Here is a 23,588-nt window from a genome sequence, read left to right as displayed (position 1 = left end):
TATCGAGGGCGATCACCACGCCACAGGGCGTCGCACCCGCGGCACGGAATCAACTCGACCGATTCGCGCACCGAGGGCCAGCCGAAAGACGTCGTCAACGATCAGAACCTGCCCCGCCAACGGCGCGCCGACAATACTGCCACCTTCGCCGTGATCCTTGGCTTCCTTGCGATTGAACGCGAAAGGCAGGTTGCGGCAGGCACGCGCCAAAGCGACGGCAATCACCGCCACCAAAGGAATGCCTTTGTAGCCGGCCCAAACAAACAATCGCGCGGATACCACTGACGTGATCGCTGTGGCGTAGAATCTCCGCCAGCCGCTGCAGCGCCGCGCCGGCATTGAACAGTCGGCGTTGAAGAAATACGGAGAAAGCCGCCCGGCCTTGGTCGTGAACTCACCAAAAGCGCAGCACGTCTTTTCCGACAGCCAAAGTCGATGAATTCCTGACCGAAAGTCCATACCGCCTTTTCTATGAAACAGGGCCGCTCCCGGCCGGGTGCCCTATGTTACGCATCATTACTCTGAATCTCAACGGCATTCGTTCGGCCTGGCGCAAGGGCGTTCTTCCCTGGGCCGCCGCGCAAAACGCCGACATCATTTGCCTGCAGGAACTCAAGGCGCAGGACGCAGACCTCAGCGAAGAAATGCAGGCCCCTGACGGTTTCCATGCCTACTACCGCTGCGCCGACACGAAGGGCTACAGCGGCGTTGGGCTGTGGTGCCGGAAGAAACCCGAAGGCATCAGCGAGGTTCTCGGCAGCGCCGAGTTCGACGCCGAGGGGCGCTATCTGCGCGCCGATTTTGCCGGCCTGTCAGTAATTTCGCTGTATCAACCGTCCGGATCCAGTTCCGACTTACGGCAGAAGCGAAATACCGCTTCATGAACTTCATCTACCCGCATCTGCAGGCGCTCGCGTCGAGCGGACGCGAAGTCATTGTTTGCGCTGACTGGAACATCGCCCACCAGGAAATCGACCTGAAGAACTGGCGCGGCAACCGCAAGAACTCGGGATTTCTGCCTGAAGAACGAGCCTGGGTCGGTAGATTGCTGGACGATGAAGGCTGGTGTGACGTCTACCGGCAATTGCACCCGAGCGTTGGCGAAGAAAGCTACACCTGGTGGTCGAACCGTGGCCAGGCCTGGGCCAAAAACGTCGGTTGGCGGCTCGACTATCAGCTCGCCACCCCGGCCATTGCAGCGACTGCCAGAAGCGCAGCCGTCTATAAGGAGCAGCGTTTCAGCGATCACGCACCGCTGACCATCGACTACGATTTCGACCTCGATCGGCCGCGCCCCTGAAGTCCGCCGCGACGGCCATGCCCTACCCTCGCGCCGCAGGACAAAGCTTGCCTGCCGGGCAGCGTGCATTGATCTTGGCCGCCTAGTTCTATAATCTGACGGGTTCATGAGTGCTCGCTTCCTGTCCCACGATCGCTCTTCGCTCTTCGCTCTTCGCTCTTTGCACTTCGGTCTCTCCTCTTCCTGCCCCCCACCGAAGCATTCCCTTTTCGCCATCACTTCCTACTGCGAGGTCCACCATGCCCGACGTCAACAGCGAACTTTCCACCGACAGCAAACAGAAACTCGTCTCCGACATGAAGTCGTGGTTTCTCACGCCGAGGAGCTCCTGCGCGCCACCGCTGGCGTTGCCGACGAGAAGATGAACGACCTGCGCGAGCGCATTGGCCAGAGCCTGCGCGACGCCAAGCTGCGCCTGGCCGATGCTGAAGGGGCACTGGTCGACAAGACCAAGGCCGCCGCACGGGCCACCGACGACTTCGTGCACGAGAACCCGTGGCGCGCCGTCGGCGTCGCGGCCGTCGTCGGCCTGCTGCTCGGTGCCATCATCAGTCGCCGCTAGGGTTTGCCCCGCGCCATGAGCGACACGACTGTCAGCGCGGGAAGGACTGGCAGGGGCCTGTTCACCGGCGCCCGAGACGGTGCGCTCACGCTACTCGGCAGCGGGCGGACGCGGCTGGAACTCCTGGGCAATGAACTCAAGGAGGAAAAGCTGCGCGCCGTCCGCCTGTTGCTCTGGTCGCAGATCATGGTGTTCTGCCTGGCGCTTGGCACGATACTGCTGGTGGCTTTGCTGCTCGCCGTGTACTGGGAGTACCGAGTCGTCCTCCTGGCCTCGAGCGGGGTGCTGTTCATTGCCTGCAGCGGTCTGGCCTACGTCGCTCTACAGCGGAGCATGCGTCGACCCGAGCACCTCTTCGCCGCCAGCCTCGCCCAGCTTGAAGAGGACCTTCGCCAACTGAAACAGGCAGCCGGCGATGAATCAAGAACTGATTGAGCTGGCCATCGAGCGCGGCCGACTGATCGAACGTATCAGCAATCAGCGTCAACTGCTGGCCCGGGAACTGCAGCCGCTAGGCGATGCTCTGCAAACCGCCGATCGCGCCACTGCCACCGTGCGCACTGGCACCACTTACGTCAAGCAACACCCGGAAATCGTCGCCCTTGGTATCGCTGTGCTGATCGTCGTCAAACCGGCCCGCGTCTGGCGCTGGAGCAAACGCGGCTACTTCGCCTGGCGTGCCTTCGGCACGCTGCGCAGACAGTTGACCGATCTCGGCTTGCTCGCTGGCCAACGACCCTAGCCTGCCGTTCCACCGTCACTGCCAGACACCAAGGCCCAGCAGCTGCTTGCTGGCGACTTCCGCCCAGCCGCGGTTGGCCGCCGGACTGGCCGGACTCGGATGCAGTACGCGGCCGATCCTGACGCCGCTCCCGGCCAGAGCCGCGCTCGCCCGCGCCTCGGCGAAGGCGCCCACACCGATAACCCATTGCGGCTGCAAAGCGACGACCAGTGCCTGCAGATGCTCGTCGCAAGCCGAACGCACGGCCGTCGCCTCGTCGGCGGGCAGCTTGTCCGGGGTGAGATTGCGGCCGCGCTCAAAGAAAGCCAGCGGGCAATAGTTGGCGACGAAGTGTTCGGCGAAAAAGCGCTCGGCGCTACCGAAGCGCTCGCGGAACAGTCCCCACAGGCGTCGCCCGCTGACCTCGGAACGTGTGCAGGCGAAGCCTTCGATCGGCCGCCAGGGATTCTCCAGCGCCGGTGCTTGCACTTCGGCGACAATCCCCAGCCAGTCGCGCACCGCCGCAATCTCGCCGAAAGGCACGCCACACTGCACCATCCCGAAAGGTCCGGGATTCATGCCCAGGAACACTACCCGCCGGTGGCCAGCCGCGTAGCGACGCAGGTACATCTCGTGCGCTGCCCAGGCATAGGTCAGCGGATCATAGGTGTGACTGACCGGCGGCGCGAAGCGCAGCACGGCCAGTCTTGCCGACAACTGCCGGGCAGCAGCAATCAGGGTCTCGGCGACGCTGGTGTCTCGTTCCATGGGGCGACCTTCAACAACAGCAGCATGCCCGGCAAGGCCAGCCCGAAGCACAGAAAGAAAAAACTGACCCAGCCCAGCGACTCGACCAGCGCACCCGCGGTGGCGTTGATGAAGGTCCGCGGAACGGCCGCCAGGCTGGTAAACAAGGCAAACTGGGTGGCTGTGAACGCCGGATTGGTGGCGCGCGCGATGAACGCCGTGAACGCCGCCGTGCCCAGACCGACGCCCAGATACTCGGCAGCAATGACGCTCGCCAGAGCCAGCCGATCGATGCCTTCTATGCTCGGCTGCGCGCCGCGCCATGCCAACCAGGCGAAACCGAGAATGGTCGCCATCTGCACCACGCCGAACAACCACAGGGCGCGATTGATGCCCAGGCGGACCATCCACAGACCGCCGAGCAGACCGCCGAATACCGCCGGCCAGAGGCCAGCATGTTTGGCGATCACGCCGATGTCGGTCATGCTGTAGCCGAGGTCGAGGTAGAACGGCGTCGACAGGCTGGTGGCCAGCGAATCGCCAAGCTTGTAGAGAAAAATGAAACCGAGGACCAGCATCGCCCCCTGCCAGCCCTTGCGGCCAATGAACTCGTGAAAAGGCTCGACGACCGCCGCGCGCAGGGTCTTTGGCGCCGCTACCGCCAGCGGTTCGGCGACCAGCAGCACCATCACCATCCCCGGCACCATGAAAGCGGCGGTGATCCAGAACACCTGCGCCCAGGGAATCAGGTCGGCAAGAATCAGCGACAGCGATCCCGGCACCAGTCCGGCGATCCGGTAGGCATTGACATGCACGGCATTGCCCAAGCCGAGTTCGTCGTCGCGGAGAATCTCGCGGCGAAAGGCATCCAGGGCGACATCCTGTGTCGCCGAAAGAAAGGCCAAGGCCACCGACAGCCAGATCACGGGTGTCAGATCGATCGCCGGGGAAAAGCCGCCGAGCAGACCGATCGCCAGCAGCAGACCGATCTGCGAGAGCAGCGTCCAGCCGCGCCGGCGGCCGAGTGGCAGGCGATAGCGATCGAGCAACGGTGCCCAGAGAAATTTCCAGGTGTAGGGAAACTGGATCAGCGCGAAGAAACCGATGACCTTGAGGTCGACACCGTCGCTGCGCAGCCAGGCCGGCAGCAGATTCAGCAGGAGGTAGAGCGGCAGGCCCGAACTGAAACCGGTGAACACACAGATCAGCATCCGCCGCGTCAGCAGCAGGCGCAGCCAGTCAGGCGTCAAGATCTGCGTCCGAGCCGATAGAAAGCCAGGCTGCCATTGAGGTTCGAGTCGTCGGCCACCTCCCGGCCAGCCTCGTCGAAAGCCAGACGCTCGCGAATCTCGATGCCGAGCCGGCCACACAGGTCTTCGAAATCGACGATCGTGAAAAAGCGCACGTTCGGTGTATCGAACCAGTCGTAGGGCAGATCCTCGGACACCGGCATGTGCCCGGCGGCAATTGCCGCGCGGTTGCTGCGATAGGCGAAGTTGGGGAAACTGACCACCGCTTCGGCGGCGACGCGCAGCATCTCGGTGAGAATGCGCTCGGTGGTGTGCATCGTCTGCAAGGCCTGTGAAATGATGGCCCGATCGAAGGAATGATCTTCGAAACCGAGCAGCCCCGATTCGATATTCATCTGGATCACATCGACGCCGTTGCGAATGCAGGCGAGAACGCTTTCCGGGTCGATTTCGACGCCATAGCCGGTCACATCACGAGTCTCGTCGAGATAACGCAGCAGCCTGCCGTCGCCGCAACCGAGGTCGAGAACGTGCTCGCCGGGTTGCAACCAGCTGGCGATCACCGCGAAGTCGAAGCGCTCGCGTTGCTCGGCCTTGACTCTCCTCTCGTGCTCGGTCATACGGCGATGTTTCCCAAATAGGCGCGCAGCAGGGCATGGTAGTGCTGATCGTCGAGCAGGAAGGAATCGTGACCGGCGTCGCAGTCGATCTCCGCGTACACGACGCGCAGGCGATTATCCAGCAGCGCAAAAACGATTTCCCGCGAACGCGCCGGCGCAAAACGCCAGTCGGTCGAAAAACTGGCGACGAAGAACCTCGCCTTGGCGCGTGCCAGAGCACTCGGCAGATGGCCGGCATAGGCGTAAGCGGGGTCGAAGTAGTCGAGCGCCTTGGTCATCATCAGATAGGTGTTGGCGTCGAAGAAAGCGGCGAATTTATTGCCCTGGTAGCGCAGGTAGGACTCGATTTCGAAGTCCACGTCGTAGCTGAACTTGTGCTCGCCATGACGCAATTGCCGGCCGAATTTCTCGGCCATCTGGCTATCCGAAAGATAGGTGATATGGCCGACCATGCGCGCCAGCCGCAAGCCGCGCGTCGGCAGGACGCCGTGCTCGGCGTAGTAGCCGCCATGAAAGTCCGGATCGGAAATGATGGCCTGCCGTGCCACCTCGTTGAAGGCGATATTCTGTGCCGACAGCTTGGGCGCCGAAGCAATGACCATCGCGTGGCGAATGCGATCGGGGAACTGCAAAGACCATTCGAGCGCCTGCATGCCACCGAGGCTGCCGCCGAGCACTGCCGCCCACGTGTCGATGCCGAGATGGTCGGCCAGTCTGGCCTGCGCTGCCACCCAGTCCTCGACGGTGATCAGGGGGAAATCAGCGCCGTAGCGCTTGCCGGTCTCGGGCCTGATCGACAGCGGGCCGGTCGAACCGTAGCAACCGCCCAGGTTGTTGACCCCGATGACGAAGAACTTGTGGGTATCAAGCGGCTTGCCGGGCCCGACCAGGTTGTCCCACCAACCGATGTTCTCGGGATCGTCAGCATAGAAGCCGGCGACGTGATGGCTGCCAGCCAGCGCATGGCAGACCAGCACGGCGTTGGAATGTTCGGCGTTGAGCGTGCCATAGGTCTCGTAGGCCAGCTCGAAACCGGGTAGCACGGCGCCGCTCTTCAGTGTCAGCGGGGTATCGAAGCGCACGCGCTGCGGCGTAACGAGTCCGACAGAGTTCTCTGGTGACATCGCGATCGTAGGTGTACCCGAGGCAGGAGAAAAAAAACCCAGTCAGCTAGCAAGGCGGACTGGGCGTGCCGCGCTTTAGCCGTATTTATAAGGCGCCCGCAAGCTGATCGTTCAAATCGGCGCCAAGGCCGCGAAAGTTACCTGCAGCCTGGGAAAAAGTCAATTCAGGCGTTGAGTTTCTCCAGTTGCTCGCGAATTTTCCCGGGCTCCTCGTGGCGCAACAGGCGGCGAACGATGGGCGCCAGCTCCGCACAGTTGCTCTGCATGATGCATTGCTTGACCGACAGGATCTGCGCTGGATGCATCGAGAACTGGCGCAGTCCCATGCCCAGCAGCAGGCGCGTCAGCAGGGGGTCGCCGGCCAGCTCGCCACAGATCGAAACCGGGATATGCACCTTTTCGGCACTGGCGATGGTGTGCGCCAGGAGCATCAGGACGGCCGGATGCAGTGGATCGTAAAGGTGTGCCACCTGCTCGTCGCTGCGATCGATGGCCAAGGTGTACTGGATCAGGTCATTGGTCCCGATCGACAGGAAATGCAGGCGGCGCAGAAAGAGTCCGACGGCCAGCGCCGCCGCCGGGATCTCGATCATCGCCCCGACTTCGATCTCCTCGTTGAAGGGGCAGTTCTCGCTGCGCAGGGTCGCCTTCGCGCGCTCGATCGCCGCCAGTGTCTGGTCGATTTCGTGCGCTTGCGAAAGCATCGGAATCAGCAACTTGATCTTGCCGAACTGCGATGCGCGCAGGATGGCGCGCAACTGCGTCTGGAACATTTTCGATTCGGCCAGCGACAAGCGGATCGCGCGCAAGCCAAGCGCCGGATTGCTTTGCATGCGATCGCCGACCACTTTCCCCGGATGCAGGTCCTTGTCGTAACCGAGATCGAAAGTACGGATGGTGACCGGACGCCCGCCCATTCCCTTGACCACCGTTCGGTACGCTTCGAACTGCTCGTCTTCGGTCGGCATGTCGCCGCGATCGAGAAAAAGGAATTCGGTGCGAAACAGACCAATGCCTTCGGCGCCGCCGTCGAGCGCGTTGGCGACGTCGCCCGGCAGTTCGATATTGGCGTGCAGCGCAATATCGACGCCATCGAGCGTCGACGACTTGGCCGTCTTGAGACGCCTGAGCTTGGTGCGTTCGAGCTCGATCTGACTTTTTCGCAGGCGATACTCGTCGAGGATGCGCGCATCGGGGTTGACGATCAGCACGCCGCGCGTACCGTCGACAATCAGGTTTTCCTTGTCGTGAATCAGTTGCCGGGCATTGTGCAGGCCAAGCACCGCCGGAATGCGCAGGCTGCGCGCGAGAATCGCGGTATGCGAGGTCGAGCCGCCGACGTCGGTGACGAAGGCGGCGACATGATGATCCTTGTAGGCGATGACGTCAGCCGGCGAGAGATCGTGAGCAACGATTATCAGATCTTCTTCCTTGACCCCCTTGCTGGTCCGTAGCGCCACCCGGCCCGGCTGGCCGACGAGTTCCTTGATCACCCGTTCGACGACCTGGCGCACGTCGTAGCTGCGCTCGCGCAGATACTGATCTTCAAAGCTCTCGAACTGACCGACCAGCACTTCCATCTGCTGCACCAGCGCCCATTCAGCATTGCAGCGGCGCTCGCGAATCAACTGCTTGGGAGTGTCGGCGAGTTCCGGGTCGGCGAGGATCATCGTATGCAGGTCGATGAAGGCGCCGAATTCGCCCGGCGAATTGTGCATGCGCTCCTTCAGGCTGGCGAACTCCTCGTGAACCCTGAGCAGTGCCTCCTCGAAGCGCGCCACCTCTTTTTCTACCAGACGAGGCGCGATAACCAGGTGCGACACCTCGAGTGTCGCGTGCGACATCAGATGCGCCCGCCCAATCGCGATGCCGCCGGAAACCGGCAGCCCGTGCAAGGTAAAACTCATAAGGGGTGTACTCGATTCACTCCGCTTCACTCCGTTTCACCAAACCGGTCGGCGACCAGCGCGAGAATGGCATCGCTGGCCGCCTGTTCGTCACTGCCCGTGGTTTCGACGAGCACTGTCGAACCTTTGCCTGCAGCCAGCATCATCACCCCCATGATGCTCTTGGCGTTGATGCGGCGCGCCCCCTTTTCCATCCACACTTCGCTGTCGAAACTGCTGGCGAGCTGCGTCAACTTGGCCGAGGCACGCGCGTGCAGGCCCAGTTTGTTAAGAATTTCCGTTTCAGCACGTACCATCCAGGCCTCCGATCATCGTCAGCGACTAGGGCGTCGGCAGCTTCATCACACCATCGTGAGCACCGCTGACGGCTTTCTGAAGAAGAGTGTCCATGTCCTTGTCGCGATAGGTCAATGCGCGCAGCAGCATCGGCAGGTTGAGGCCGGAAACCCCTTCGACGTGGCCGGACTGGAGCAATTTGAGCGCCAGGTTGGCCGGCGTCGCGCCAAAAATGTCGGTCATCACCACCACCCCCTGGCCTCCGTCGACTTCCTTGAGCAGCAAGCGCGCCCGCGGCAGGATATCGAGCGGATCATCCTGCGGTGCGACACCGAGTTGTGCGATCAGTGGCGGACGCTTGTTGAGGACGTGACAGACATTCTGAATCAGGCTTTCGCCAAAGCAGCCGTGCGTTATCAGAAGAATGCCGATCATTTCGCCCCCTCATCAAAACAGGCTGCCATTCTAAGCGATTCCGCGCCGCCGGGCACTGCCCACAGTCGCCACGGAGCGCTCAGGGAAGGACTTCGAGCGACGGCGGCTGGCCGCCAAGGTAGTCAAGCCGAGCGTGCAGCGCCCGACTGACCTGAACCTGGCCTTGCGCATCGACCCTGAGAACCTGCTCCAGCTGCAGCTGACGCGCCAGGCGCGGCCAGTCGGCACCGGCAATGAACAAGGGCTTGGAGGCGACGTCAGAGAGCGTTCCGGCATCGGGGCGTGCGCCGATCAGCACGCTCAGCGCCTGCGTGTGCTGCACCGGCTGAGCGCTACGCGGGTCGAGCAGGTGGCTGTAGCGCCGGCCGTCGATCTCGAAATAGCGCTGGTAATCGCCAGAAGTGCCAATCGCCTCGCCATCGTCGAGTTCGACCGTCGCCAGCGGACCCGGCTGGCGCGGGTGCTGGATACCCACCCGCCAGCGCTCGCCATTCTTGCTGCCGAGCGCCAGCACATTGCCGCCAATATTGATCAATGCATTGTGCACGCCCTGCGCCTTGAGGATGCTCGCTGCGCGGTCCAGCGCCACGCCCTTGAGGTAGCCACCGAAATCAAGCGCCAGCCGGGTGTTGCGGCTACTGACCTGGAGCTCGTCGAGTTGCAGGTCAGCGACACCCGCTGGCGCCGCTCGCCAGGCAGCCAGCGTATCGGCGTCCGGCAAGCTCGCCGGCAAATCGTCGGACTGAAAACCCCACAGCGCGATCAAGGCGCCGATCCCGGGGTCGAAAAGCCCTTCGCTGAGCAGCGAGAAACGCTGCGCGTGGGCCAGCAGGCCGGCCATTTCCGGCGTCACCGACGCCGTCCGGCCGGCGGCCAGGGCCTGATTCAGGCCGCTCAGCTCGGAAGGCTGCCAGGCGTGATAGCGACGGTGCAGACGGTCGAACTCGCGCAGCACGGCGGCCGCCGCCGGACGTGCCGCGGCCTCGGGAAGACCGGCAATCAAAATCTCGACACGGGTACCGAAAACGAAAGCCTGCTGCTGGTGCAGCGGCGCCCGCGCGCAGGCAGCAAGAAGGCAAGCCAGCGCGAAAAGGAGAACTAGGCGGCAGCTGCGCACTCACGTTCCAGCGCCGCCACGAACAATTCGGCCGCGTCAAAGCCGGTCTGCTCGGCGATTTCGACGATGCACGTCGGGCTGGTGATGTTGATCTCGGTCAGCCAGTCGCCGATGACGTCGAGACCGACGAAAAACAAACCGCGCGCCGCCAGCACTGGCGCCAGCGTGGTCGCGATTTCGCGGTCGCGCGCACTCAGTTCGCGCGCCACGCCACGGCCGCCGACGGCCAGATTGCCGCGCGTCTCGCCGGGCTTGGGAATGCGCGCCAGGCAATAGGGAACGACTTCGCCACCGACGATCAGGATGCGCTTGTCACCGTCGCTGATCTCCGGAATATAGCGCTGCGCCATGATCGTACGCGCACCATGGTGGGTCAGGGTCTCGATGATCACGTTGCGATTCGGGTCATCGTGACGCACACGAAAAACCTCGCTGCCGCCCATGCCATCGAGCGGCTTGATGATCGTATCCCGCTCGAGGTCGACAAACGCCTGGATCAGCGCCGGCAGACGCGCCACCACGCCGGGGACCGCAAACTGCGAAAACTCGGCCACCGACAACTTCTCGGAATGATCGCGCAGCGCGCGCGGCCGATTGAAAACGCGCGCCCCCTCGGCCTCGGCGCGCTCCAGCAACCAGGTACTGGTCACGTACTCGGCGTCGAAGGGCGGATCCTTGCGCATCAGCACGGCGGCGAAATCGCGCAGCGCAACGACATGGCGATCAACCTCGACGAACCAGTCATCGTCGTCGGCGAGCATTTCCAGATGCACCGCCTCGGCACACACCCCGTGCAGCGCCGACCAGTGGATCGCTGACTGCTGTACTGCCCACACCGCGTGTCCGGCGGCCTGCGCGGCACGCATCAAGGCGATGCTGGTGTCTTTGTACGCCTTCAGCGAGGGCAAGGGATCGACGACGAATGCTAAACGCATGAGAGTTGCTCCTCCAGGGGTGCCGTTTGTTCGAACTCGAACACAGCGGCGAGTTTTGCCAGCCGGGCGACGACCCCGTCGGCGTAGACACGATTCGGCGCGCCTGCCGCAAGCAACGCTAGGCTTCGATCCGCGATCTTACACCGCAGCCACTCAGGAAGGTACGGAAGGACTCGGGAAGCGGCGTCTGTTCGAGGCTGCGCTGGGTAAACAGAAAGCGACCGTCGCAGACGAAGCCGAGGTCGGCCCAATCGACGCTGTTCAAGGCCGCCGCCAGCGCCACCACGTCGACGCCCGGATGACGTGGGAAAATCGCCAGTACCGAGCCATCGTAGTGCTTGCAGCGATGCACGAAGAACGGCTGCGGACGACGCGTCTTGTTGTTTACATAGACCCGTTCCTGCGGCGACTGATGATAGCCACGCCCCCACTGCCACCAGTTGGACTCATCGAAGGACCTGATTCGGCGCGCGATCAGACGCTCCTTGTGCGCCAGCAGCGCCGCGGGCGGCGGCGCACCGGGTTGGCACCACAGCATCCGCCGGGTGGCGCCAGTGGCCACCGTCGCCGAGCAGACAAAGCTGCGGTTACCGTAGGCCTCGCTGGCGTACAGATCGTCGGCAGCAGACACCGCACCAACCTTGACGAAGGCGATGTCGCTCAGGTGCAAAGCGTAGTCACCGCGCGTAAACAGCAGGTGCCCGCCGCTTTCGACGAAGTGACGCTCCTCCCACTGCAGTCTTCCCAGGCCGGCCAGTCCGTCGGCGACACCCTGCGCGGCGTAGCGCGTACTGCGCGAAAAATTGTCGCGTTCAAAACGCCAGATCGCGCAGTTGGGTGTGACCTCGGCAAAAAGGCGCGAGTCGCCCAGGTCGACGAAGTCGGTGATCGTTCCGGCCGCATGCAGCAAGCGATTGAGCGGCACCGCCGAAGTCGCCTTGAGCAGATCACGTGGCGTGATGAATACCAGTTCACCGCCCGGCGCCAGATGCCGCAGGCACTTCTCGATGAAGAACAGATAAAGATTGGCGCGCCCATCGAGCACGCTATGGCTGTTCAAAAAAGCGCGCGTCTCGGCAGCAATGTCCTGATAGCGCACGTAGGGTGGGTTGCCGATGATGGTGGCGAAAGCCTCGTTCTCCGGCAGCGCAAAGAAGTCCATTACCCGCGCCCCGGGGGGCGCATGCCGGGCATCGATCTCGATGCCCACGGCAAAGGGAAAATGCTGCAGGAAAGCACCGTCGCCACAGGCCGGATCGAGCACCCGGCCGCGGTTGCGGACCAGCGCCAGCATCGCCTCGACTATCGCCGGCGGAGTGAACACCTGCCCCAGAGCGCTGACATCGTAGTCGGGCTGCGCAGGCGACATCACTGCCACCAGCCACCCCCGGTCGCCAGCACGACCCGCATCAACGTTCGCCCCAGGGCATTACCGGAACGGTCGAAATGCTGTTCGCCGGCGCGCCGTCGATCAACTTGCGGCTGATCGCCAGGTACACCAGGGTATTGTTGGCCGCGTCCCACATTCTGATGACGCGCGTTTCCTTGAACATGATCGAGGTATCTTCGGAGAACACCACCTGCTGTTTCGGCAGTTTGGCCGGCAGCGTGATCGGGCCGGTCTGCCGGCAGGCGAGCGAAAACTGCGACGGATCCTGCGCCAGACCAAAGCTGCCGCTGACACCACCGGTTTTCGCCTGACTGACGTGGCAGGTCACTCCCGGCACCTGCCGGTCGGAAAAGCTATCGACACAAATCTTGTGATTGGCGCCGATCAGCTTCCACTCGGTGGTCACGCAAGCAAGCTCTTCGGCAAGCACCAAGGCACTCGACAAGGCCATTACGCCAAGCACGCTCGCCCTGGTCAAGACTGCTGTTCGCTTCATCATTCTGTCTCCTTGGCCATCAATCACTCCGGATAGGCCTCCAGCGTCACGTTAGTGATCTGCCCCACCGGCGAACCACGGCGGGCGCGCTGGCTGATGTGGCGATCTTCGGAAAGCAGCGTCTTGGCCCGGCTGCGCGCCGTTCCCCTGATCGTCACCCGAACTCCCAGGGTGAGCACCACCGCGCGCAGCGATTCGTCGCCGTGCAGGCCGATGATCTGGACGCCCTTGCCGCTGCTCAGGCGCTTCATCTGTTCGAGCGGGAAAATCAGCAGGCGGCCGTCTTCCGAAAGTGCCGCCAGATGATCCTGGCTCCTGATCCGCAGCAGCGGCAGAATCGTCGCCCCGTCTTCGACGGCGAGGAAAGCCTTGCCGGCTTTCTGGCGCGAGAGCAGATCGCCATACTTGCAGATGAAGCCATAGCCCGAAGTCTTGGCGATCAGCAATTGCTCGTCGGGGCGGCCAGTGATCACATGCGCAATCCTGCCGCTACCCAGCTCGACGAAGGACGACAGGGGCGCCCCCATGCCACGGCCATCGGGCAGGCTGGCCACGGCAACAGTGAAGGCGCGGCCCTCGGTGGAGAGGATCACCAGCGAGTCGACCGAACGACACTCCTGCGCCGAACCGGCACGGTCGCCGTCCTTGAACAGCACCCCCGAGAGGTCCAGGCCGTGCCCCTGGCGAACCCGTGCCCAGCCTTTCTCGGAAATGATCACCGTCACCGGCTCGTCGGCGACGGCCGCCGCTTCCGCGCGCGAAGCGGTGACCGCGGTTTCGATGATCGTCCGCCGCGCGTCGCCGTGCTTCTCGGCATCGGCCTTGATTTCCCGGATCACCTGCCGGCGCAGCAGCGTGTCACTGCCGAGCAGCTTCAGCAAGCCCTCGCGTTCACCGCGCAGCTTGGCCAGCTCCTGCTCGATGCGGATTCCCTCGAGTCGCGCCAACTGGCGCAGGCGGATTTCGAGGATATCCTCGGCCTGCCGATCCGAGAGGATGAAGCGCGCGATCAGCGCTGCCTTCGGGTCGTCGGATTCGCGGATGATGCGGATCACTTCGTCGATGTTCAGGAAGACGATGTGCCGGCCTTCGAGAATATGGATACGGTCGTCGGCTTTATGCAAGCGGAACTCGGTGCGCCGGTAGACCGTCCGCAGACGGAAAGTACACCACTCACCGATCAGGTCGACCAGCGATTTCTGGCACGGCCGGCCATCGATGCCGACCGCCACCAGGTTGATTGGCGCCGAGGTTTCGAGGCTGGTATGCGCGAGCAGCATGGCCACGAAGTCCTGGCGGTCGATGCGCGAACTGCTCGGTTCGAAAACCAGCCGGATGTCGTCATCCTTGCCCGACTCGTCGCGTGCGCGGTCGAGCTGCGAGGCCATCAGCGTCTTCAGCTGCGCCACCGACTGCTCGACGGCCTTCTTTCCCGGCCGCGGCTGCGGGTTGAGCAGAACGCCGATTTCGGAGAGCACCTTGGCCGATGAGACGCCCGGTGGCAGCTCGGTGAACACCAGTTGCCAGGCGCCGCGCGCCATTTCTTCGATCACGTAGCGCGCCCGCACGCGCAGGCTGCCGCGGCCACTGCGATAAGCAGCGGCAATATCGGCGGGCGGAGAAATGATCTGGCCGCCACCCGGATAATCGGGTCCAGGCACCCGTTCCAGGAGTTCGTCGACGCCAGCCGCCGGATGCTCGATCTTGTAGATGGCCGCCGCGGCGACCTCGCGCAGGTTGTGCGCCGGCATTTCGGTGGCCATGCCGACGGCGATTCCCGACGCACCGTTGAGCAACAGGAAAGGCAGGCGCGCCGGCAGGAAGGCCGGTTCTTCGAAAGAGCCGTCGTAGTTGGGCAGGAAGTCGACCGTGCCTTCGCCCAGTTCGCCAAGCAGCAGCTCGGCGATCGGCGTCAGGCGCGCTTCGGTGTAGCGCATCGCTGCCGCGTTGTCGCCATCGCGCGAACCGAAATTGCCCTGCCCGTCGACCAGCGGATAGCGCAGCATGAACGGCTGCGCGACGCGCACCATCGCGTCGTAGGCCGAGGTATCACCATGCGGGTGGTACTTGCCGATGACGTCGCCAACGACACGCGCCGACTTGACCGGCTTGGCGGTCGCCGACAGCCCGAGTTCGCGCATCGCAAACAGCACCCGGCGCTGCACCGGCTTCAGCCCGTCCTTGACGTCCGGCAGCGCACGGCCCTTGACAACGGCAATCGCGTACTCGAGGTAGTCGCGCGCCGCCGAGTCGTGCAGCAGGATGCTGTCGTCACCATCGCCGCCATCGCCATCAACTGCCGCCGGCGGTGCGCCAGCACCTGGCGGCAACGGCGGCGACGCTTGCGTCGGCGGTGTTTCGGCAAACAGGTCTGGCGTCGAGTCGTCCTTGATCACGTTCGGCTTACCCCTCAAATGTCGGCACCGATCAGCGCGCCATTGTCTTCCATCCACGCCCGCCGACCCGCGGACTCGCTCTTGCCCATCAACATGTGCATCACCGGCTTCGCCTCCGCGCTGCCCGGCATGCGGATGCGCATCAGGCGCCGCGTGTCGGGCGACATGGTGGTCTCCCAGAGTTGCTCGGAATTCATTTCGCCCAGGCCCTTGAAGCGCGAGATACCAACCGCATCCGGCTTGATGCCTTCGAGTCGCAGCCGATCGAGGGTCGCCGCGCGTTCGTCGCTATCGAGTGCGTACAACTTGCGTGGCGGGCGATTCTTGCCCTGGCCGGGAACGTCGAGGCGAAACAGCGGCGGTTGCGCAAAGTACAAATGCCCGCTGGCAATCAGCTTCGGGAAATGACGGTAGAAAAGCGTGCACAGCAGGACGCGGATGTGCGAGCCATCGACGTCGGCATCGGTCATGATCACCACCTTGCCGTAACGCAGATTGTTCAATACCGCGTCGGGCGCGCTCGCCGGATGCGGATCGATGCCCAGGGCAACCGCAATGTCATGCACCTCGCGGTTGGCGAACAGGCTGCCCGCATCGACCTCCCAGGTATTCAGCACCTTGCCGCGCAGCGGCAGGATCGCCTGCAGCTCCTTGTCGCGCCCGGATTTCGCCGAACCGCCGGCGGAATCGCCTTCGACGAGAAAGATCTCGTTGCGGCGCGTGTCCTCGCTCTGGCAATCGGAAAGCTTGCCCGGCAGAATGGCCACTCCCGACTGCTTGCGTTTCTCGACTTTCTGGCCGGCACGCGAACGCGCCTGCGCGGCACGGATGGCCAGATCGGTGATCTTCTTGGCCGCATCCGGATGTTCGTTGAGCCACAATTCCAGGGGGTCACGCAGCATGCGCGCCACCAGCGCCACCGCGTCGCGCGAATTCAGGCGCTCCTTGGTCTGTCCCTGAAACGAGGGATCGAGCATGCGCACCGCGAGCACGAAGCTGGCGCGTGAAAAGACGTCTTCGGCCGCCAGTTTGACGCCCTTGGGCAGCAGCGCATGGTGATCGGCAAAACTCTTCACCGCGTCCAGCGTCGCCTGCCGCAGACCGGCCTCGTGCGTACCGCCGGAGGGTGTCGGAATCAGGTTGACGTAGGATTCGCGCGCCAGGCTGCCGTCGGCTGTCCAGCAGATCGCCCAGGCCGCGCCCGAACCGACCGGAAAGTTCTCGTCGCCCTTGGCGGCATACTTCTCGCCGCTGAAAACCGGCGCGACCATTTCGCCGTCGATCTGCTCGCTCAGGTACTGCAGCATGCCATCGGCGAAACACCATTCAGTACTCGCGCCGCCCTCGACGCTCAGTGCAACCTGCAGACCCGGCAGCAGCAGCGCCTTGCTGCGCAGCAGGCGTTCGAGCTGCGGCAGCGGGATCAGCGGCGAATCGAAGAAACTCGCGTCCGGCCAGGCGCGCAGACGCGTGCCGCTGGTTCTTTTGGGCGCATCGCCGACCCGCTGCAGCGGCTCGATCACGTTACCGCCAGCGAAAGCCATGCGATGCCGCCCGCCGTCGCGCACCACCTCGACTTCGAGCCGCGTCGACAGCGCGTTGGTCACCGAAACGCCCACCCCGTGCAAGCCACCCGAGAAGCGATACGCCGATTCGCGCTCATCCTTGTTGAACTTGCCGCCCGCGTGCAGCCGGGTGAACACCACCTCGACCGTCGGCACCTGTTCGAGCGGATGAATCTCGACCGGAATACCGCGCCCGTCGTCCTCGACACTGACCGATTGGTCGCTGTGCAGGGTCACCGTGATGCGTTTGCAGAAGCCGCCCAGCGCCTCGTCGGCGGCATTGTCGATCGCTTCCTGGATGATGTGCAGGGGGCAATCGATGCGCGTATACATCCCGGGACGATGGCGCACCGGCTCCAGCCCCTTGAGAACGGCGATCGATTCTGCGGTGTAGCTCATTACAGTGATTTCTCCAGCAGGCCGCCCCGGCGCGTGGGGCGCGGGCGGTCAGGGACGTTTGTTCGGGTGCGCAAGCCTGCGTCGCAGCAGGTTCTGTGGCCGGCGCTGGCGGCAGCCTGCCAGCTCCCCCGGCCGGGGCAAAAAAAAGAACGCCGGAAGAAAGCCTGCCGCCCTAGCGTATCGAGCTGCGGAGTGTACTACCGAATCCCGGCGAAGCAATCGATCTGCCCGGGGAGCGCTCTTTTCTCGCCGCTCTGGTGTACTGCCCTGCCGCCTTACGCCGGCTCCGCCAGCCAGGCATCGCGCGGCAGATCGTCAGTCCCCGGGAAAATCACGAAGCGCATGATGGTGGCCGGATTCATCAGTCCGACGCCGCCTTGCGCCAGCCGGTAGTTCATCACCGGACGGTCGAGGAAGCTGGTCAGATTCATCAGGCGCTCGGCGAGCGCTGCCTTGCGCACGCCTTCGGCAAGCGTATGCAGGACGTGCCCACCGGTGAAGAAGAAATCGATGCGTACCTTGAAGCGCTCACCTTCGAACCAGCCACTAAATGGCTCCGCGAGTTGCTCGGGTGTCAACACGGTGAGCTGCAGGTTGAGCGGACTCGCCACGTAGGCGCTCAGGTCTTTCGCTGCTGCAAATTCAAGGCAGGCGATCGACGCCCGCGCGAAGACCTCGGTCTGCGCTTCCGAGCCGACGATCAGCGGTTTCCCGGCGAACATCTGGCTGCTGCGTCTGAGGCTATCGAGAGTCTGCTCGATAGCGGCCTCGTCAGTCTGCAAAAAGCGCCGCGCACTGTTGGCCGTTGTGATGACTGTAATCCCGATCGCCATGTCGCCCTCCCCCCTCGAATAAGTGAATGCCGGCGTTCAGTCGCCGCTGCGATTCCTGCCCTGCACCCACAGCACGTCGCTGCTACCGGCCGCCTTGTTCAGCGCACGGCCCAGGACGAACATCAGATCTGACAGGCGATTCAAATACTTGCGCGCAAAGTCGGAGACCTGCTCGGTGGCCGCCAGATGAACAATCTGACGCTCGGCGCGACGACAGACGGTGCGCGCCAGATGCGCGAAAGCAGCGGCCCGTGTCCCACCCGGCAGGATGAAGTCCTTGAGCGGCGAGAGATCATCGTTGAACTGCTCGACCAGTGCTTCGAGTCGAGTGATCTGCGCCTCGCCGATCATGCTCACTCCCGGAATGCACAATTCGCCGCCGAGATCGAAGAGGTCGTGCTGGATGCGGGTCAAGGCCTGCCGGATGGCGTCCGGCATATCTTCGGTCAAGAGCAGGCCGATGACCGAGTTGAGCTCGTCGACCTGGCCCATGGTCTCGATTCGCAAGCTGTCCTTGGCGACCCGGCTACCGTCGCCGAGACCGGTGGTGCCGGCGTCGCCGGTGCGGGTAACGATTTTTGAGAGGCGATTGCCCATGCTGGCTTTCCTGATCAAAATAAGGGCGATTATAGCTGAAGGAGATTTCGTGACCGCCCGATCGCTGCCGTTGAGCGTTGAGCAGCGCACCCTGGTATTCGAGGAAAGCTGAGCGGACTTTTGTCGAGCACAGCGCACAAGGAGGAGCCTCAAACGCATGACAACATCGCCCAAACCCCTGAGCGGCCTGAAGGTCATCGAACTCGGCAGCCTGATCGCCGGGCCCTTCGCGGCACGGATCATGGCCGAGTTCGGCGCCGAGGTGATCAAGATCGAATCGCCCGCTGGCGGCGACCCCTTGCGCAAGTGGCGCAAGCTCTACGAAGGCACCTCGCTGTGGTGGTACGTGCAGTCGCGCAACAAGAAATCGGTGAGCATCAATCTCAAGCATCCCGCTGGCCGCGAAATCGTTCATAAACTGGTCGCCGAGGCCGATATCGTCGTCGAGAACTTCCGCCCCGGCGTCCTCGAAAAACTCGGCCTGGGCTGGGAAACGCTCTCGGCCATCAACCCGGGCCTGGTCATGCTGCGTCTCTCGGGCTTTGGCCAGAGCGGACCTCTGGCGCAACAGCCCGGCTTCGGCGCCATCGGCGAGTCGATGGGTGGCTTGCGCTACGTCACCGGCTTCCCTGATCGTCCACCGGTCAAGACGGGCATTTCTATTGGCGACTCGATCGCCGCGCTGTGGGGCGTGATCGGTACCCTGATGGCCCTGCGTCACAAGGAGAACGGAGGGCAGGGGCAGGTCGTCGATGTCGCTCTCTATGAGGCGGTCTTCGCGATGATGGAGTCGCTGCTGCCCGAGTTCGACGTCTTCGGTTTCGTCCGCGAACGGACTGGCAACATCATGCCCGGCATCACGCCGTCGAACACACACTCGACGCAGGACGGCAAACACGTCGCCATCGGCGCCAATGGTGATGCGATCTTCAAACGACTGATGCGGGCCATCGGCCGTGACGATCTGGCCGAGGACGATGAACTGGCGGACAACGCTGGTCGCGACGCGCGCCGCGACGAACTGTACGCGGCCATTGATAGCTGGGTGGCGGCGCACGACGAAGCCAGCGTGCTGGACGCGCTGGCCGCCGCGGAAGTGCCCGCCTCACGCGTATACTCAGCCGCCGACATCGTTGCCGACCCGCAGTACCTGGCCCGGCAAATGATCGAAACAGCCCTCCTGCCGGGCGGCAAGTCGTTCAAGATGCCGGGCATCGTTCCGAAACTGTCGGCGACGCCGGGAAATACCGAGTGGCTGGGACCCGCACTCGGCGAGCATACCGAGGAGACGCTGCAGCAACTCGGCTACGCCGCCGACGCGATCAAAAGCTTGTGTGACGCCGGCACCGTCTTGCTCGGCGCGCCGGGCTTGCCGCGCCAGTCCTGAACCGCGCGCCCTCAGCCCCGGATGGCGCATGCTGCGGATTGCTTACACAAACTCGTAGTCGATCCGTCCGATGCGGCCCCGCCAGTAAGGGCGCGGCCCTTCTGGCGTCAGCCAGCGCGCCTCGCCGCTCATCGGGATGGTCATCCCCTCGCGCTGTTGGTAGTCGGACCACAGCCCCTCCCACGGCGACACCACGAGCTTGCCGTTCAGCGTACGACCACGCGCCTCAGCGCGAACCGATTCAATCAGTCCTTCTTCGTTGAAGGCAAACAACAGGCTGGCGCTGACCTCGCCATCTTTCAAGGTCGCCGTGGCGGAGTGTTGGTCGACCGCCTGCCACTGCACGCCCTGGCTGGGCAAGAGGGCGGTCGGATAGCAGGCGGCTTCGGCCAGAAAGCGCATCAACTCGTCCTGCGCGATATCGCCCTTCCCCTGCCGCCTGGCCAGTGAGGTCAGCCCGAACAAGGCCGGGTGAAGAGTTCCTTCGCCCGCCACGTAGGCGTCGTGCACATGCACCGTCAGCCCCGGCACGAGGGTCACCCGCCCATCCCAGACGAAGCCCGGTGGACGTGCAATCACTCGCTCGCCGGAAGTAAACGGCTTCCACCGGTAAGCACCGCTATCGGCGACATTGAAGCTGCCCGCATGCTCGATTCTGACCGCGCCGAGCATCGGCTGACCGGCCGTCAAGGCGACGCGAAAATAGCGCTGCACGGGATCAGGCAAGCCGCTCAGCTCGCGCAGCTCGAAGCGTGCCGGCAGCACGGTTTGCCGGCCGGCGACCAGCCGTGACTGCAGCGCGCGGGTCAGAAAAGCCCAGCGTGCGGCGCCAAGCATCGAGACCCCGACGTATGCCAGTACCGACAGGAAAACGACTGTCAGCAGCGTTTCCATCCATTCCATTCCGATCCCCTCCTTATAGTCGATTCCGCAGCGAATGGCGATCGATCTTCGCAACATCCATTTGCGCTGCCCGGTGCAAGATTCGCAGACCAGGACGCCGGCCAGGCATTATGCCATCAAGCTGACGCGCGCAAGGCCTGCCGCGGAGGGCGCGAATGCACGAATGCACGAATGCACGAATGCGAGCAGCCGAAGCGGACAGTTTCCGCTTCATCACGCCCTCATCGGCAGGCAGAGAAGGCTAGAGCATTGGCTTGACCCGAGCATATCGGTATAACATCGGGCACCGCGTTAACGGTCATGACATGCCGAGACACCCCTGATCATGAAAGTCATGACCGCCCCCCTTGCCCTGCCCCTTCTCCCGCAATGGGAGAAGGGGGTTTCGTGAGTCGCTTGCGCGACTTTCACATTAACCGACCGATCGACGACCCATGCCAGACAACGAAGAGAACCTCCCCGCCACTGTGAAACAGCGCTTCAGCCTGAGGCGCGAGTTGGAGTATTTCTTCGCCGCACTGCGCTTCTTCACGCGCCTGCCGGTACCGAAATGGGTCGGTCACAGCAGCGAAGCCCTCGATCGCGCGGCGCGCTATTTTCCGGCCGTGGGGCTGCTGGTCGGCGCCATCGCCGCGCTGGTGTTCATCGTCGCCAGCCAGATCTGGCCAATGACCCTGGCGGTGCTGGCGGCAATCGCCAGCAGCATCTATCTGACCGGCGCGTTTCACGAAGACGGCTGGAGCGATATGGTCGACGGTTTTGGCGGCGGCTGGGAGAAAGCGCAGATCCTGAGCATCATGAAGGACTCACGGATCGGCAGCTTTGGTGCTGTCGCCCTGGTCGTGCTGCTGCTGGCCCGCTTTCTGGCGCTGGTCGAGTTCGACCCGCTGATCATTCCGATGGTATTGCTGGCCGGTCACACGCTCTCCCGCTTTGCCTCGACGACGCTCTTGCGCGCCCTCGACTACGTTCGCGACGAGGGCAAGGCGAAGCCGCTGGCAACGCGCATCGGCTGGCGCGAGCTGGGCTTCGCGGCACTCACCGCGCTGCTGCCGCTGTTCTTCCTGCCGCCCTTCGAGGCTTTCCTTGGCTGCCTCTTCGCGGCCCTGGCGACGCTCTGGCTGGCGCGCATGTTCCGGCGCCAGATCGGCGGCTACACCGGCGATTGCCTCGGTGCCACGCAGCAACTCGCCGAAGTCGCCTTCTACGCCGGGCTGCTGTGCAGATTTTCCTGATCCGCCATCCGCGCCCCCTGCTCGAGAGCGGCGTGTGCTATGGCCAACTCGACGTCGAAGCCGAAGATCCACTGCCGCTGGCCAGGCGCTTGCGCGCATTTCTGCCGGCCGATACGCCAGTCATCGCCAGCCCTCTGCAGCGCGCCCTTGGCCTCGCCAAAGCCCTGAATACGCAAGCGCGGGTCGATGCGCGGCTGATGGAGGTCGACTTCGGCGAATGGGAAGGCCAGCGCTGGAGCGACATCGACCGCCAGTTGCTTGACCAGTGGGCCGCCAATGTCTTGCACTTCGCCCCGCCCGGCGGCGAATCGGCAGCGCTGCTGCAGGCGCGCGTCGTCGACTGCGTGGACAGCCTGTGCGCGGAGCCTGGAAAGCGCCTGGCGCTGGTCACGCACGCCGGCGCCATCCGTGCCGCGCTCGGCTACTGGCTGCAACTGCCAATCGACCAATGGAGCCAGTTGCCGCTTGCCTTTGGCAGTATCTCACTGCTCGAGATCGATGCCCCGGCAGGCCTTCAGCGGGCGGGAGACTGGCACGGAGAGGCAACACAAGAGCCGGCGATGGCCGCGCAACTGTGCTACCTCAACCACTGAGCGGCAGCAGCCGTGCGGCGTCGTCAGACCGCCGCTCAAGCGCGCGGGTGGTGCTGCGCGTGCAGGCTCTTCAACCGTTCGCGGGCGACATCGGTATAGATCTGCGTCGTCGAGATGTCGGAATGGCCGAGCAGCAGCTGCACGACACGCAGATCGGCGCCATGGTTGCGCAGGTGCGTGGCGAAGGCGTGGCGGAGCACGTGTGGCGACAGCCGCGCCGGATCCATGCCGGCGTGCAGCGCGTAGCGCTTGATCAGTTGCCAGAACGCCTGCCGACTCATCGCCGCGCCACGGCGAGTAAGGAAGAGGTCGTCGCTCTGCCGGCGATTGAGCAGCGCCGGCCGGCCATTGGCCAGATGGCGGCGCAGCCCGACGCAGGCACCGCCGCCGAACGACGTCCGCGGCAGTTCGGTGACGGTCGCCGTCAGCTTGGCGGCGACCATCGCGTAGACGGCCTTACCGCAAGATCTGTGCGCCGGCTTCGGCCGTATGCGGTTCGGAAGCCGCGATGGCGCCACGAATGCTCGAGTTGGCTAGATTGGAAGTCATTTCGGACCATGGGCAGAGCAGCGAGACAGCGATACGCGACACGCTGATCGCCAAGCACACGACCCGCGACGCGCTCGCGGTGTAGATCGAACGCGCGCAGAAGCTCAAGGCCTCACTCGAACTCGCCGGACGGCGCTAGCGATCCGCCCAGCTACCGCAGGCACAGCCCCTGAAGATCCTCACCGCACGCGACCTGCGCTTGGCCTTGATCCACCTCGCCACATCGATGGCTGGCAGCAGCTAGGCCTACC

The 23,588-nt window shown here is 63.8% G+C and carries 24 protein-coding genes, 2 pseudogenes and 1 riboswitch; of the genes and pseudogenes, 8 read left to right on the top strand and 18 right to left on the bottom strand.

Translation table 11 applies throughout. The features are described 5' to 3' along the window. Positions 1 to 12: 12 nt before the first annotated feature. Positions 13 to 459 carry a hypothetical protein gene (locus QZ648_RS13770; RefSeq protein ID WP_291997417.1) on the bottom strand — a complete coding sequence of 149 codons (447 nt, stop codon included), beginning with the start codon at positions 457 to 459 and terminating at the stop codon, positions 13 to 15. Positions 460 to 503: 44 nt separating this feature from the next. Here QZ648_RS13770 and QZ648_RS13765 point away from each other — a divergent pair. From QZ648_RS13765 to QZ648_RS13750, 4 genes and pseudogenes are all read left to right on the top strand, one after another. Beyond that, positions 504 to 1,300 (top strand): annotated as a pseudogene (locus QZ648_RS13765) (exodeoxyribonuclease III). Positions 1,301 to 1,604: 304 nt separating this feature from the next. Next, the gene (locus QZ648_RS13760) at positions 1,605 to 1,862 is read left to right on the top strand and encodes a DUF883 family protein (protein ID WP_366144140.1); all 258 of its coding nucleotides are present in this window, start codon (positions 1,605 to 1,607) and stop codon (positions 1,860 to 1,862) included. 15 nt (positions 1,863 to 1,877) lie between these two features. Continuing rightward, the gene (locus tag QZ648_RS13755) at positions 1,878 to 2,297 is read left to right on the top strand and encodes a phage holin family protein (RefSeq protein ID WP_169066801.1); all 420 of its coding nucleotides are present in this window, start codon (positions 1,878 to 1,880) and stop codon (positions 2,295 to 2,297) included. Continuing rightward, positions 2,278 to 2,604, top strand: a complete 327-nt coding sequence (locus QZ648_RS13750) for a YqjK-like family protein (RefSeq protein WP_169066802.1) — start codon at positions 2,278 to 2,280, stop codon at positions 2,602 to 2,604. The genes QZ648_RS13755 and QZ648_RS13750 overlap by 20 nt, the downstream gene beginning before the upstream one ends. Before the next feature lie 15 nt (positions 2,605 to 2,619). Here the strand turns inward: QZ648_RS13750 and QZ648_RS13745 are convergent, their stop codons facing one another. The 15 genes from QZ648_RS13745 to QZ648_RS13675 all read right to left on the bottom strand — a co-directional run bounded on the left by QZ648_RS13745 (position 2,620) and on the right by QZ648_RS13675 (position 18,670). Beyond that, positions 2,620 to 3,351 (bottom strand): uracil-DNA glycosylase family protein, encoded by a 732-nt coding sequence (locus QZ648_RS13745; RefSeq protein ID WP_291996856.1) that lies wholly within the window; start codon positions 3,349 to 3,351, stop codon positions 2,620 to 2,622. Beyond that, positions 3,318 to 4,541: an AmpG family muropeptide MFS transporter gene (locus QZ648_RS13740; protein ID WP_291996865.1), complete on the bottom strand. Its 1,224-nt coding sequence runs from the start codon at positions 4,539 to 4,541 to the stop codon at positions 3,318 to 3,320. The genes QZ648_RS13745 and QZ648_RS13740 overlap by 34 nt, the downstream gene beginning before the upstream one ends. A 35-nt stretch (positions 4,542 to 4,576) precedes the next feature. Beyond that, entirely contained in the window at positions 4,577 to 5,200 is a 624-nt protein-coding gene (gene metW, locus QZ648_RS13735) for a methionine biosynthesis protein MetW (protein ID WP_169066804.1), read from the bottom strand. Next, positions 5,197 to 6,324 carry a homoserine O-acetyltransferase gene (locus QZ648_RS13730; RefSeq protein WP_291996857.1) on the bottom strand — a complete coding sequence of 376 codons (1,128 nt, stop codon included), beginning with the start codon at positions 6,322 to 6,324 and terminating at the stop codon, positions 5,197 to 5,199. Before QZ648_RS13730 ends, metW begins: the two co-directional genes overlap by 4 nt. Before the next feature lie 58 nt (positions 6,325 to 6,382). After that, a riboswitch (SAM riboswitch) is annotated at positions 6,383 to 6,457 on the bottom strand. 31 nt (positions 6,458 to 6,488) lie between these two features. Next, positions 6,489 to 8,231, bottom strand: a complete 1,743-nt coding sequence (ptsP, locus tag QZ648_RS13725) for a phosphoenolpyruvate--protein phosphotransferase (protein WP_169066806.1) — start codon at positions 8,229 to 8,231, stop codon at positions 6,489 to 6,491. Between the two features lie 26 nt (positions 8,232 to 8,257). Continuing rightward, positions 8,258 to 8,527 (bottom strand): HPr family phosphocarrier protein, encoded by a 270-nt coding sequence (locus QZ648_RS13720; RefSeq protein ID WP_291996858.1) that lies wholly within the window; start codon positions 8,525 to 8,527, stop codon positions 8,258 to 8,260. Between the two features lie 25 nt (positions 8,528 to 8,552). Further along, positions 8,553 to 8,942, bottom strand: a complete 390-nt coding sequence (locus QZ648_RS13715; RefSeq protein ID WP_169066808.1) for a PTS fructose transporter subunit IIA — start codon at positions 8,940 to 8,942, stop codon at positions 8,553 to 8,555. 79 nt (positions 8,943 to 9,021) lie between these two features. Then, complete coding sequence (locus tag QZ648_RS13710; protein ID WP_291997416.1) at positions 9,022 to 10,059, bottom strand: FAD:protein FMN transferase; 1,038 nt, start codon at positions 10,057 to 10,059, stop codon at positions 9,022 to 9,024. Next, entirely contained in the window at positions 10,041 to 10,994 is a 954-nt protein-coding gene (gene gshB / locus QZ648_RS13705) for a glutathione synthase (protein ID WP_291997415.1), read from the bottom strand. The genes QZ648_RS13710 and gshB overlap by 19 nt, the downstream gene beginning before the upstream one ends. A gap of 118 nt (positions 10,995 to 11,112) precedes the next feature. Continuing rightward, positions 11,113 to 12,363 (bottom strand): class I SAM-dependent methyltransferase, encoded by a 1,251-nt coding sequence (locus tag QZ648_RS13700; protein ID WP_291997414.1) that lies wholly within the window; start codon positions 12,361 to 12,363, stop codon positions 11,113 to 11,115. Between the two features lie 40 nt (positions 12,364 to 12,403). Beyond that, a complete protein-coding gene (locus tag QZ648_RS13695) occupies positions 12,404 to 12,835 on the bottom strand; it encodes a CreA family protein (RefSeq protein ID WP_248595399.1) in 432 nt (143 codons plus the stop codon). 68 nt (positions 12,836 to 12,903) lie between these two features. Beyond that, complete coding sequence (parC, locus tag QZ648_RS13690) at positions 12,904 to 15,144, bottom strand: DNA topoisomerase IV subunit A (protein ID WP_291997421.1); 2,241 nt, start codon at positions 15,142 to 15,144, stop codon at positions 12,904 to 12,906. Positions 15,145 to 15,290: 146 nt separating this feature from the next. Then, positions 15,291 to 17,240, bottom strand: coding sequence for a DNA topoisomerase IV subunit B (locus QZ648_RS13685; protein ID WP_291997413.1), 1,950 nt, complete (start codon positions 17,238 to 17,240; stop codon positions 15,291 to 15,293). A gap of 275 nt (positions 17,241 to 17,515) precedes the next feature. Next, a complete protein-coding gene (locus tag QZ648_RS13680) occupies positions 17,516 to 18,073 on the bottom strand; it encodes a hypothetical protein (protein WP_169066813.1) in 558 nt (185 codons plus the stop codon). A 36-nt stretch (positions 18,074 to 18,109) separates the two neighbouring features. Further along, positions 18,110 to 18,670: a cob(I)yrinic acid a,c-diamide adenosyltransferase gene (locus QZ648_RS13675; protein ID WP_291997412.1), complete on the bottom strand. Its 561-nt coding sequence runs from the start codon at positions 18,668 to 18,670 to the stop codon at positions 18,110 to 18,112. Positions 18,671 to 18,827: 157 nt separating this feature from the next. On the opposite strand from QZ648_RS13675, the gene QZ648_RS13670 reads away from it, so the two are divergent. After that, entirely contained in the window at positions 18,828 to 20,057 is a 1,230-nt protein-coding gene (locus tag QZ648_RS13670; RefSeq protein WP_169066815.1) for a CaiB/BaiF CoA-transferase family protein, read from the top strand. 42 nt (positions 20,058 to 20,099) lie between these two features. Here QZ648_RS13670 and QZ648_RS13665 read toward each other — a convergent pair whose 3' ends face one another. Beyond that, a complete protein-coding gene (locus QZ648_RS13665; RefSeq protein ID WP_291997411.1) occupies positions 20,100 to 20,960 on the bottom strand; it encodes a DUF6544 family protein in 861 nt (286 codons plus the stop codon). A 434-nt stretch (positions 20,961 to 21,394) separates the two neighbouring features. Between QZ648_RS13665 and QZ648_RS13660 the strand changes: the two genes are divergently transcribed. Continuing rightward, the gene (locus tag QZ648_RS13660; RefSeq protein ID WP_169066817.1) at positions 21,395 to 22,195 is read left to right on the top strand and encodes an adenosylcobinamide-GDP ribazoletransferase; all 801 of its coding nucleotides are present in this window, start codon (positions 21,395 to 21,397) and stop codon (positions 22,193 to 22,195) included. After that, complete coding sequence (locus tag QZ648_RS13655; protein ID WP_291997410.1) at positions 22,180 to 22,788, top strand: histidine phosphatase family protein; 609 nt, start codon at positions 22,180 to 22,182, stop codon at positions 22,786 to 22,788. Before QZ648_RS13660 ends, QZ648_RS13655 begins: the two co-directional genes overlap by 16 nt. A gap of 35 nt (positions 22,789 to 22,823) precedes the next feature. Here QZ648_RS13655 and QZ648_RS13650 read toward each other — a convergent pair. Then, positions 22,824 to 23,156 (bottom strand): annotated as a pseudogene (locus QZ648_RS13650) (tyrosine-type recombinase/integrase); the annotation flags it as partial. Between the two features lie 140 nt (positions 23,157 to 23,296). Here QZ648_RS13650 and QZ648_RS13645 point away from each other — a divergent pair. Then, entirely contained in the window at positions 23,297 to 23,422 is a 126-nt protein-coding gene (locus QZ648_RS13645) for a hypothetical protein (RefSeq protein ID WP_291997409.1), read from the top strand. Positions 23,423 to 23,588: the final 166 nt, after the last annotated feature.

This window comes from Candidatus Accumulibacter sp. ACC012, assembly GCF_907163155.1.
GTDB lineage: Bacteria > Pseudomonadota > Gammaproteobacteria > Burkholderiales > Rhodocyclaceae > Accumulibacter > Accumulibacter delftensis.
This window is presented reverse-complemented; position numbering and strand designations above follow the sequence as displayed.

Excerpts from the sequence above, each read along its gene's own strand:
- QZ648_RS13750 (WP_169066802.1), top strand. The coding sequence starts at position 2,278 with ATGAATCAAGAACTGATTGAGCTGGCCATCGAGCGCGGCCGACTGATC.
- gshB (WP_291997415.1), bottom strand. The coding sequence starts at position 10,994 with ATGCGTTTAGCATTCGTCGTCGATCCCTTGCCCTCGCTGAAGGCGTAC.
- QZ648_RS13660 (WP_169066817.1), top strand. The coding sequence starts at position 21,395 with ATGCCAGACAACGAAGAGAACCTCCCCGCCACTGTGAAACAGCGCTTC.
- QZ648_RS13730 (WP_291996857.1), bottom strand. The coding sequence starts at position 6,324 with ATGTCACCAGAGAACTCTGTCGGACTCGTTACGCCGCAGCGCGTGCGC.
- QZ648_RS13665 (WP_291997411.1), bottom strand. The coding sequence starts at position 20,960 with ATGGAATGGATGGAAACGCTGCTGACAGTCGTTTTCCTGTCGGTACTG.
- QZ648_RS13695 (WP_248595399.1), bottom strand. The coding sequence starts at position 12,835 with ATGGCCTTGTCGAGTGCCTTGGTGCTTGCCGAAGAGCTTGCTTGCGTG.
- QZ648_RS13700 (WP_291997414.1), bottom strand. The coding sequence starts at position 12,363 with ATGTCGCCTGCGCAGCCCGACTACGATGTCAGCGCTCTGGGGCAGGTG.
- metW (WP_169066804.1), bottom strand. The coding sequence starts at position 5,200 with ATGACCGAGCACGAGAGGAGAGTCAAGGCCGAGCAACGCGAGCGCTTC.
- QZ648_RS13770 (WP_291997417.1), bottom strand. The coding sequence starts at position 459 with ATGGACTTTCGGTCAGGAATTCATCGACTTTGGCTGTCGGAAAAGACG.
- QZ648_RS13755 (WP_169066801.1), top strand. The coding sequence starts at position 1,878 with ATGAGCGACACGACTGTCAGCGCGGGAAGGACTGGCAGGGGCCTGTTC.
- QZ648_RS13685 (WP_291997413.1), bottom strand. The coding sequence starts at position 17,240 with ATGAGCTACACCGCAGAATCGATCGCCGTTCTCAAGGGGCTGGAGCCG.
- QZ648_RS13715 (WP_169066808.1), bottom strand. The coding sequence starts at position 8,942 with ATGATCGGCATTCTTCTGATAACGCACGGCTGCTTTGGCGAAAGCCTG.
- QZ648_RS13680 (WP_169066813.1), bottom strand. The coding sequence starts at position 18,073 with ATGGCGATCGGGATTACAGTCATCACAACGGCCAACAGTGCGCGGCGC.
- ptsP (WP_169066806.1), bottom strand. The coding sequence starts at position 8,231 with ATGAGTTTTACCTTGCACGGGCTGCCGGTTTCCGGCGGCATCGCGATT.
- QZ648_RS13675 (WP_291997412.1), bottom strand. The coding sequence starts at position 18,670 with ATGGGCAATCGCCTCTCAAAAATCGTTACCCGCACCGGCGACGCCGGC.
- QZ648_RS13720 (WP_291996858.1), bottom strand. The coding sequence starts at position 8,527 with ATGGTACGTGCTGAAACGGAAATTCTTAACAAACTGGGCCTGCACGCG.
- QZ648_RS13645 (WP_291997409.1), top strand. The coding sequence starts at position 23,297 with ATGGCGCCACGAATGCTCGAGTTGGCTAGATTGGAAGTCATTTCGGAC.
- QZ648_RS13740 (WP_291996865.1), bottom strand. The coding sequence starts at position 4,541 with ATGCTGATCTGTGTGTTCACCGGTTTCAGTTCGGGCCTGCCGCTCTAC.
- QZ648_RS13670 (WP_169066815.1), top strand. The coding sequence starts at position 18,828 with ATGACAACATCGCCCAAACCCCTGAGCGGCCTGAAGGTCATCGAACTC.
- QZ648_RS13745 (WP_291996856.1), bottom strand. The coding sequence starts at position 3,351 with ATGGAACGAGACACCAGCGTCGCCGAGACCCTGATTGCTGCTGCCCGG.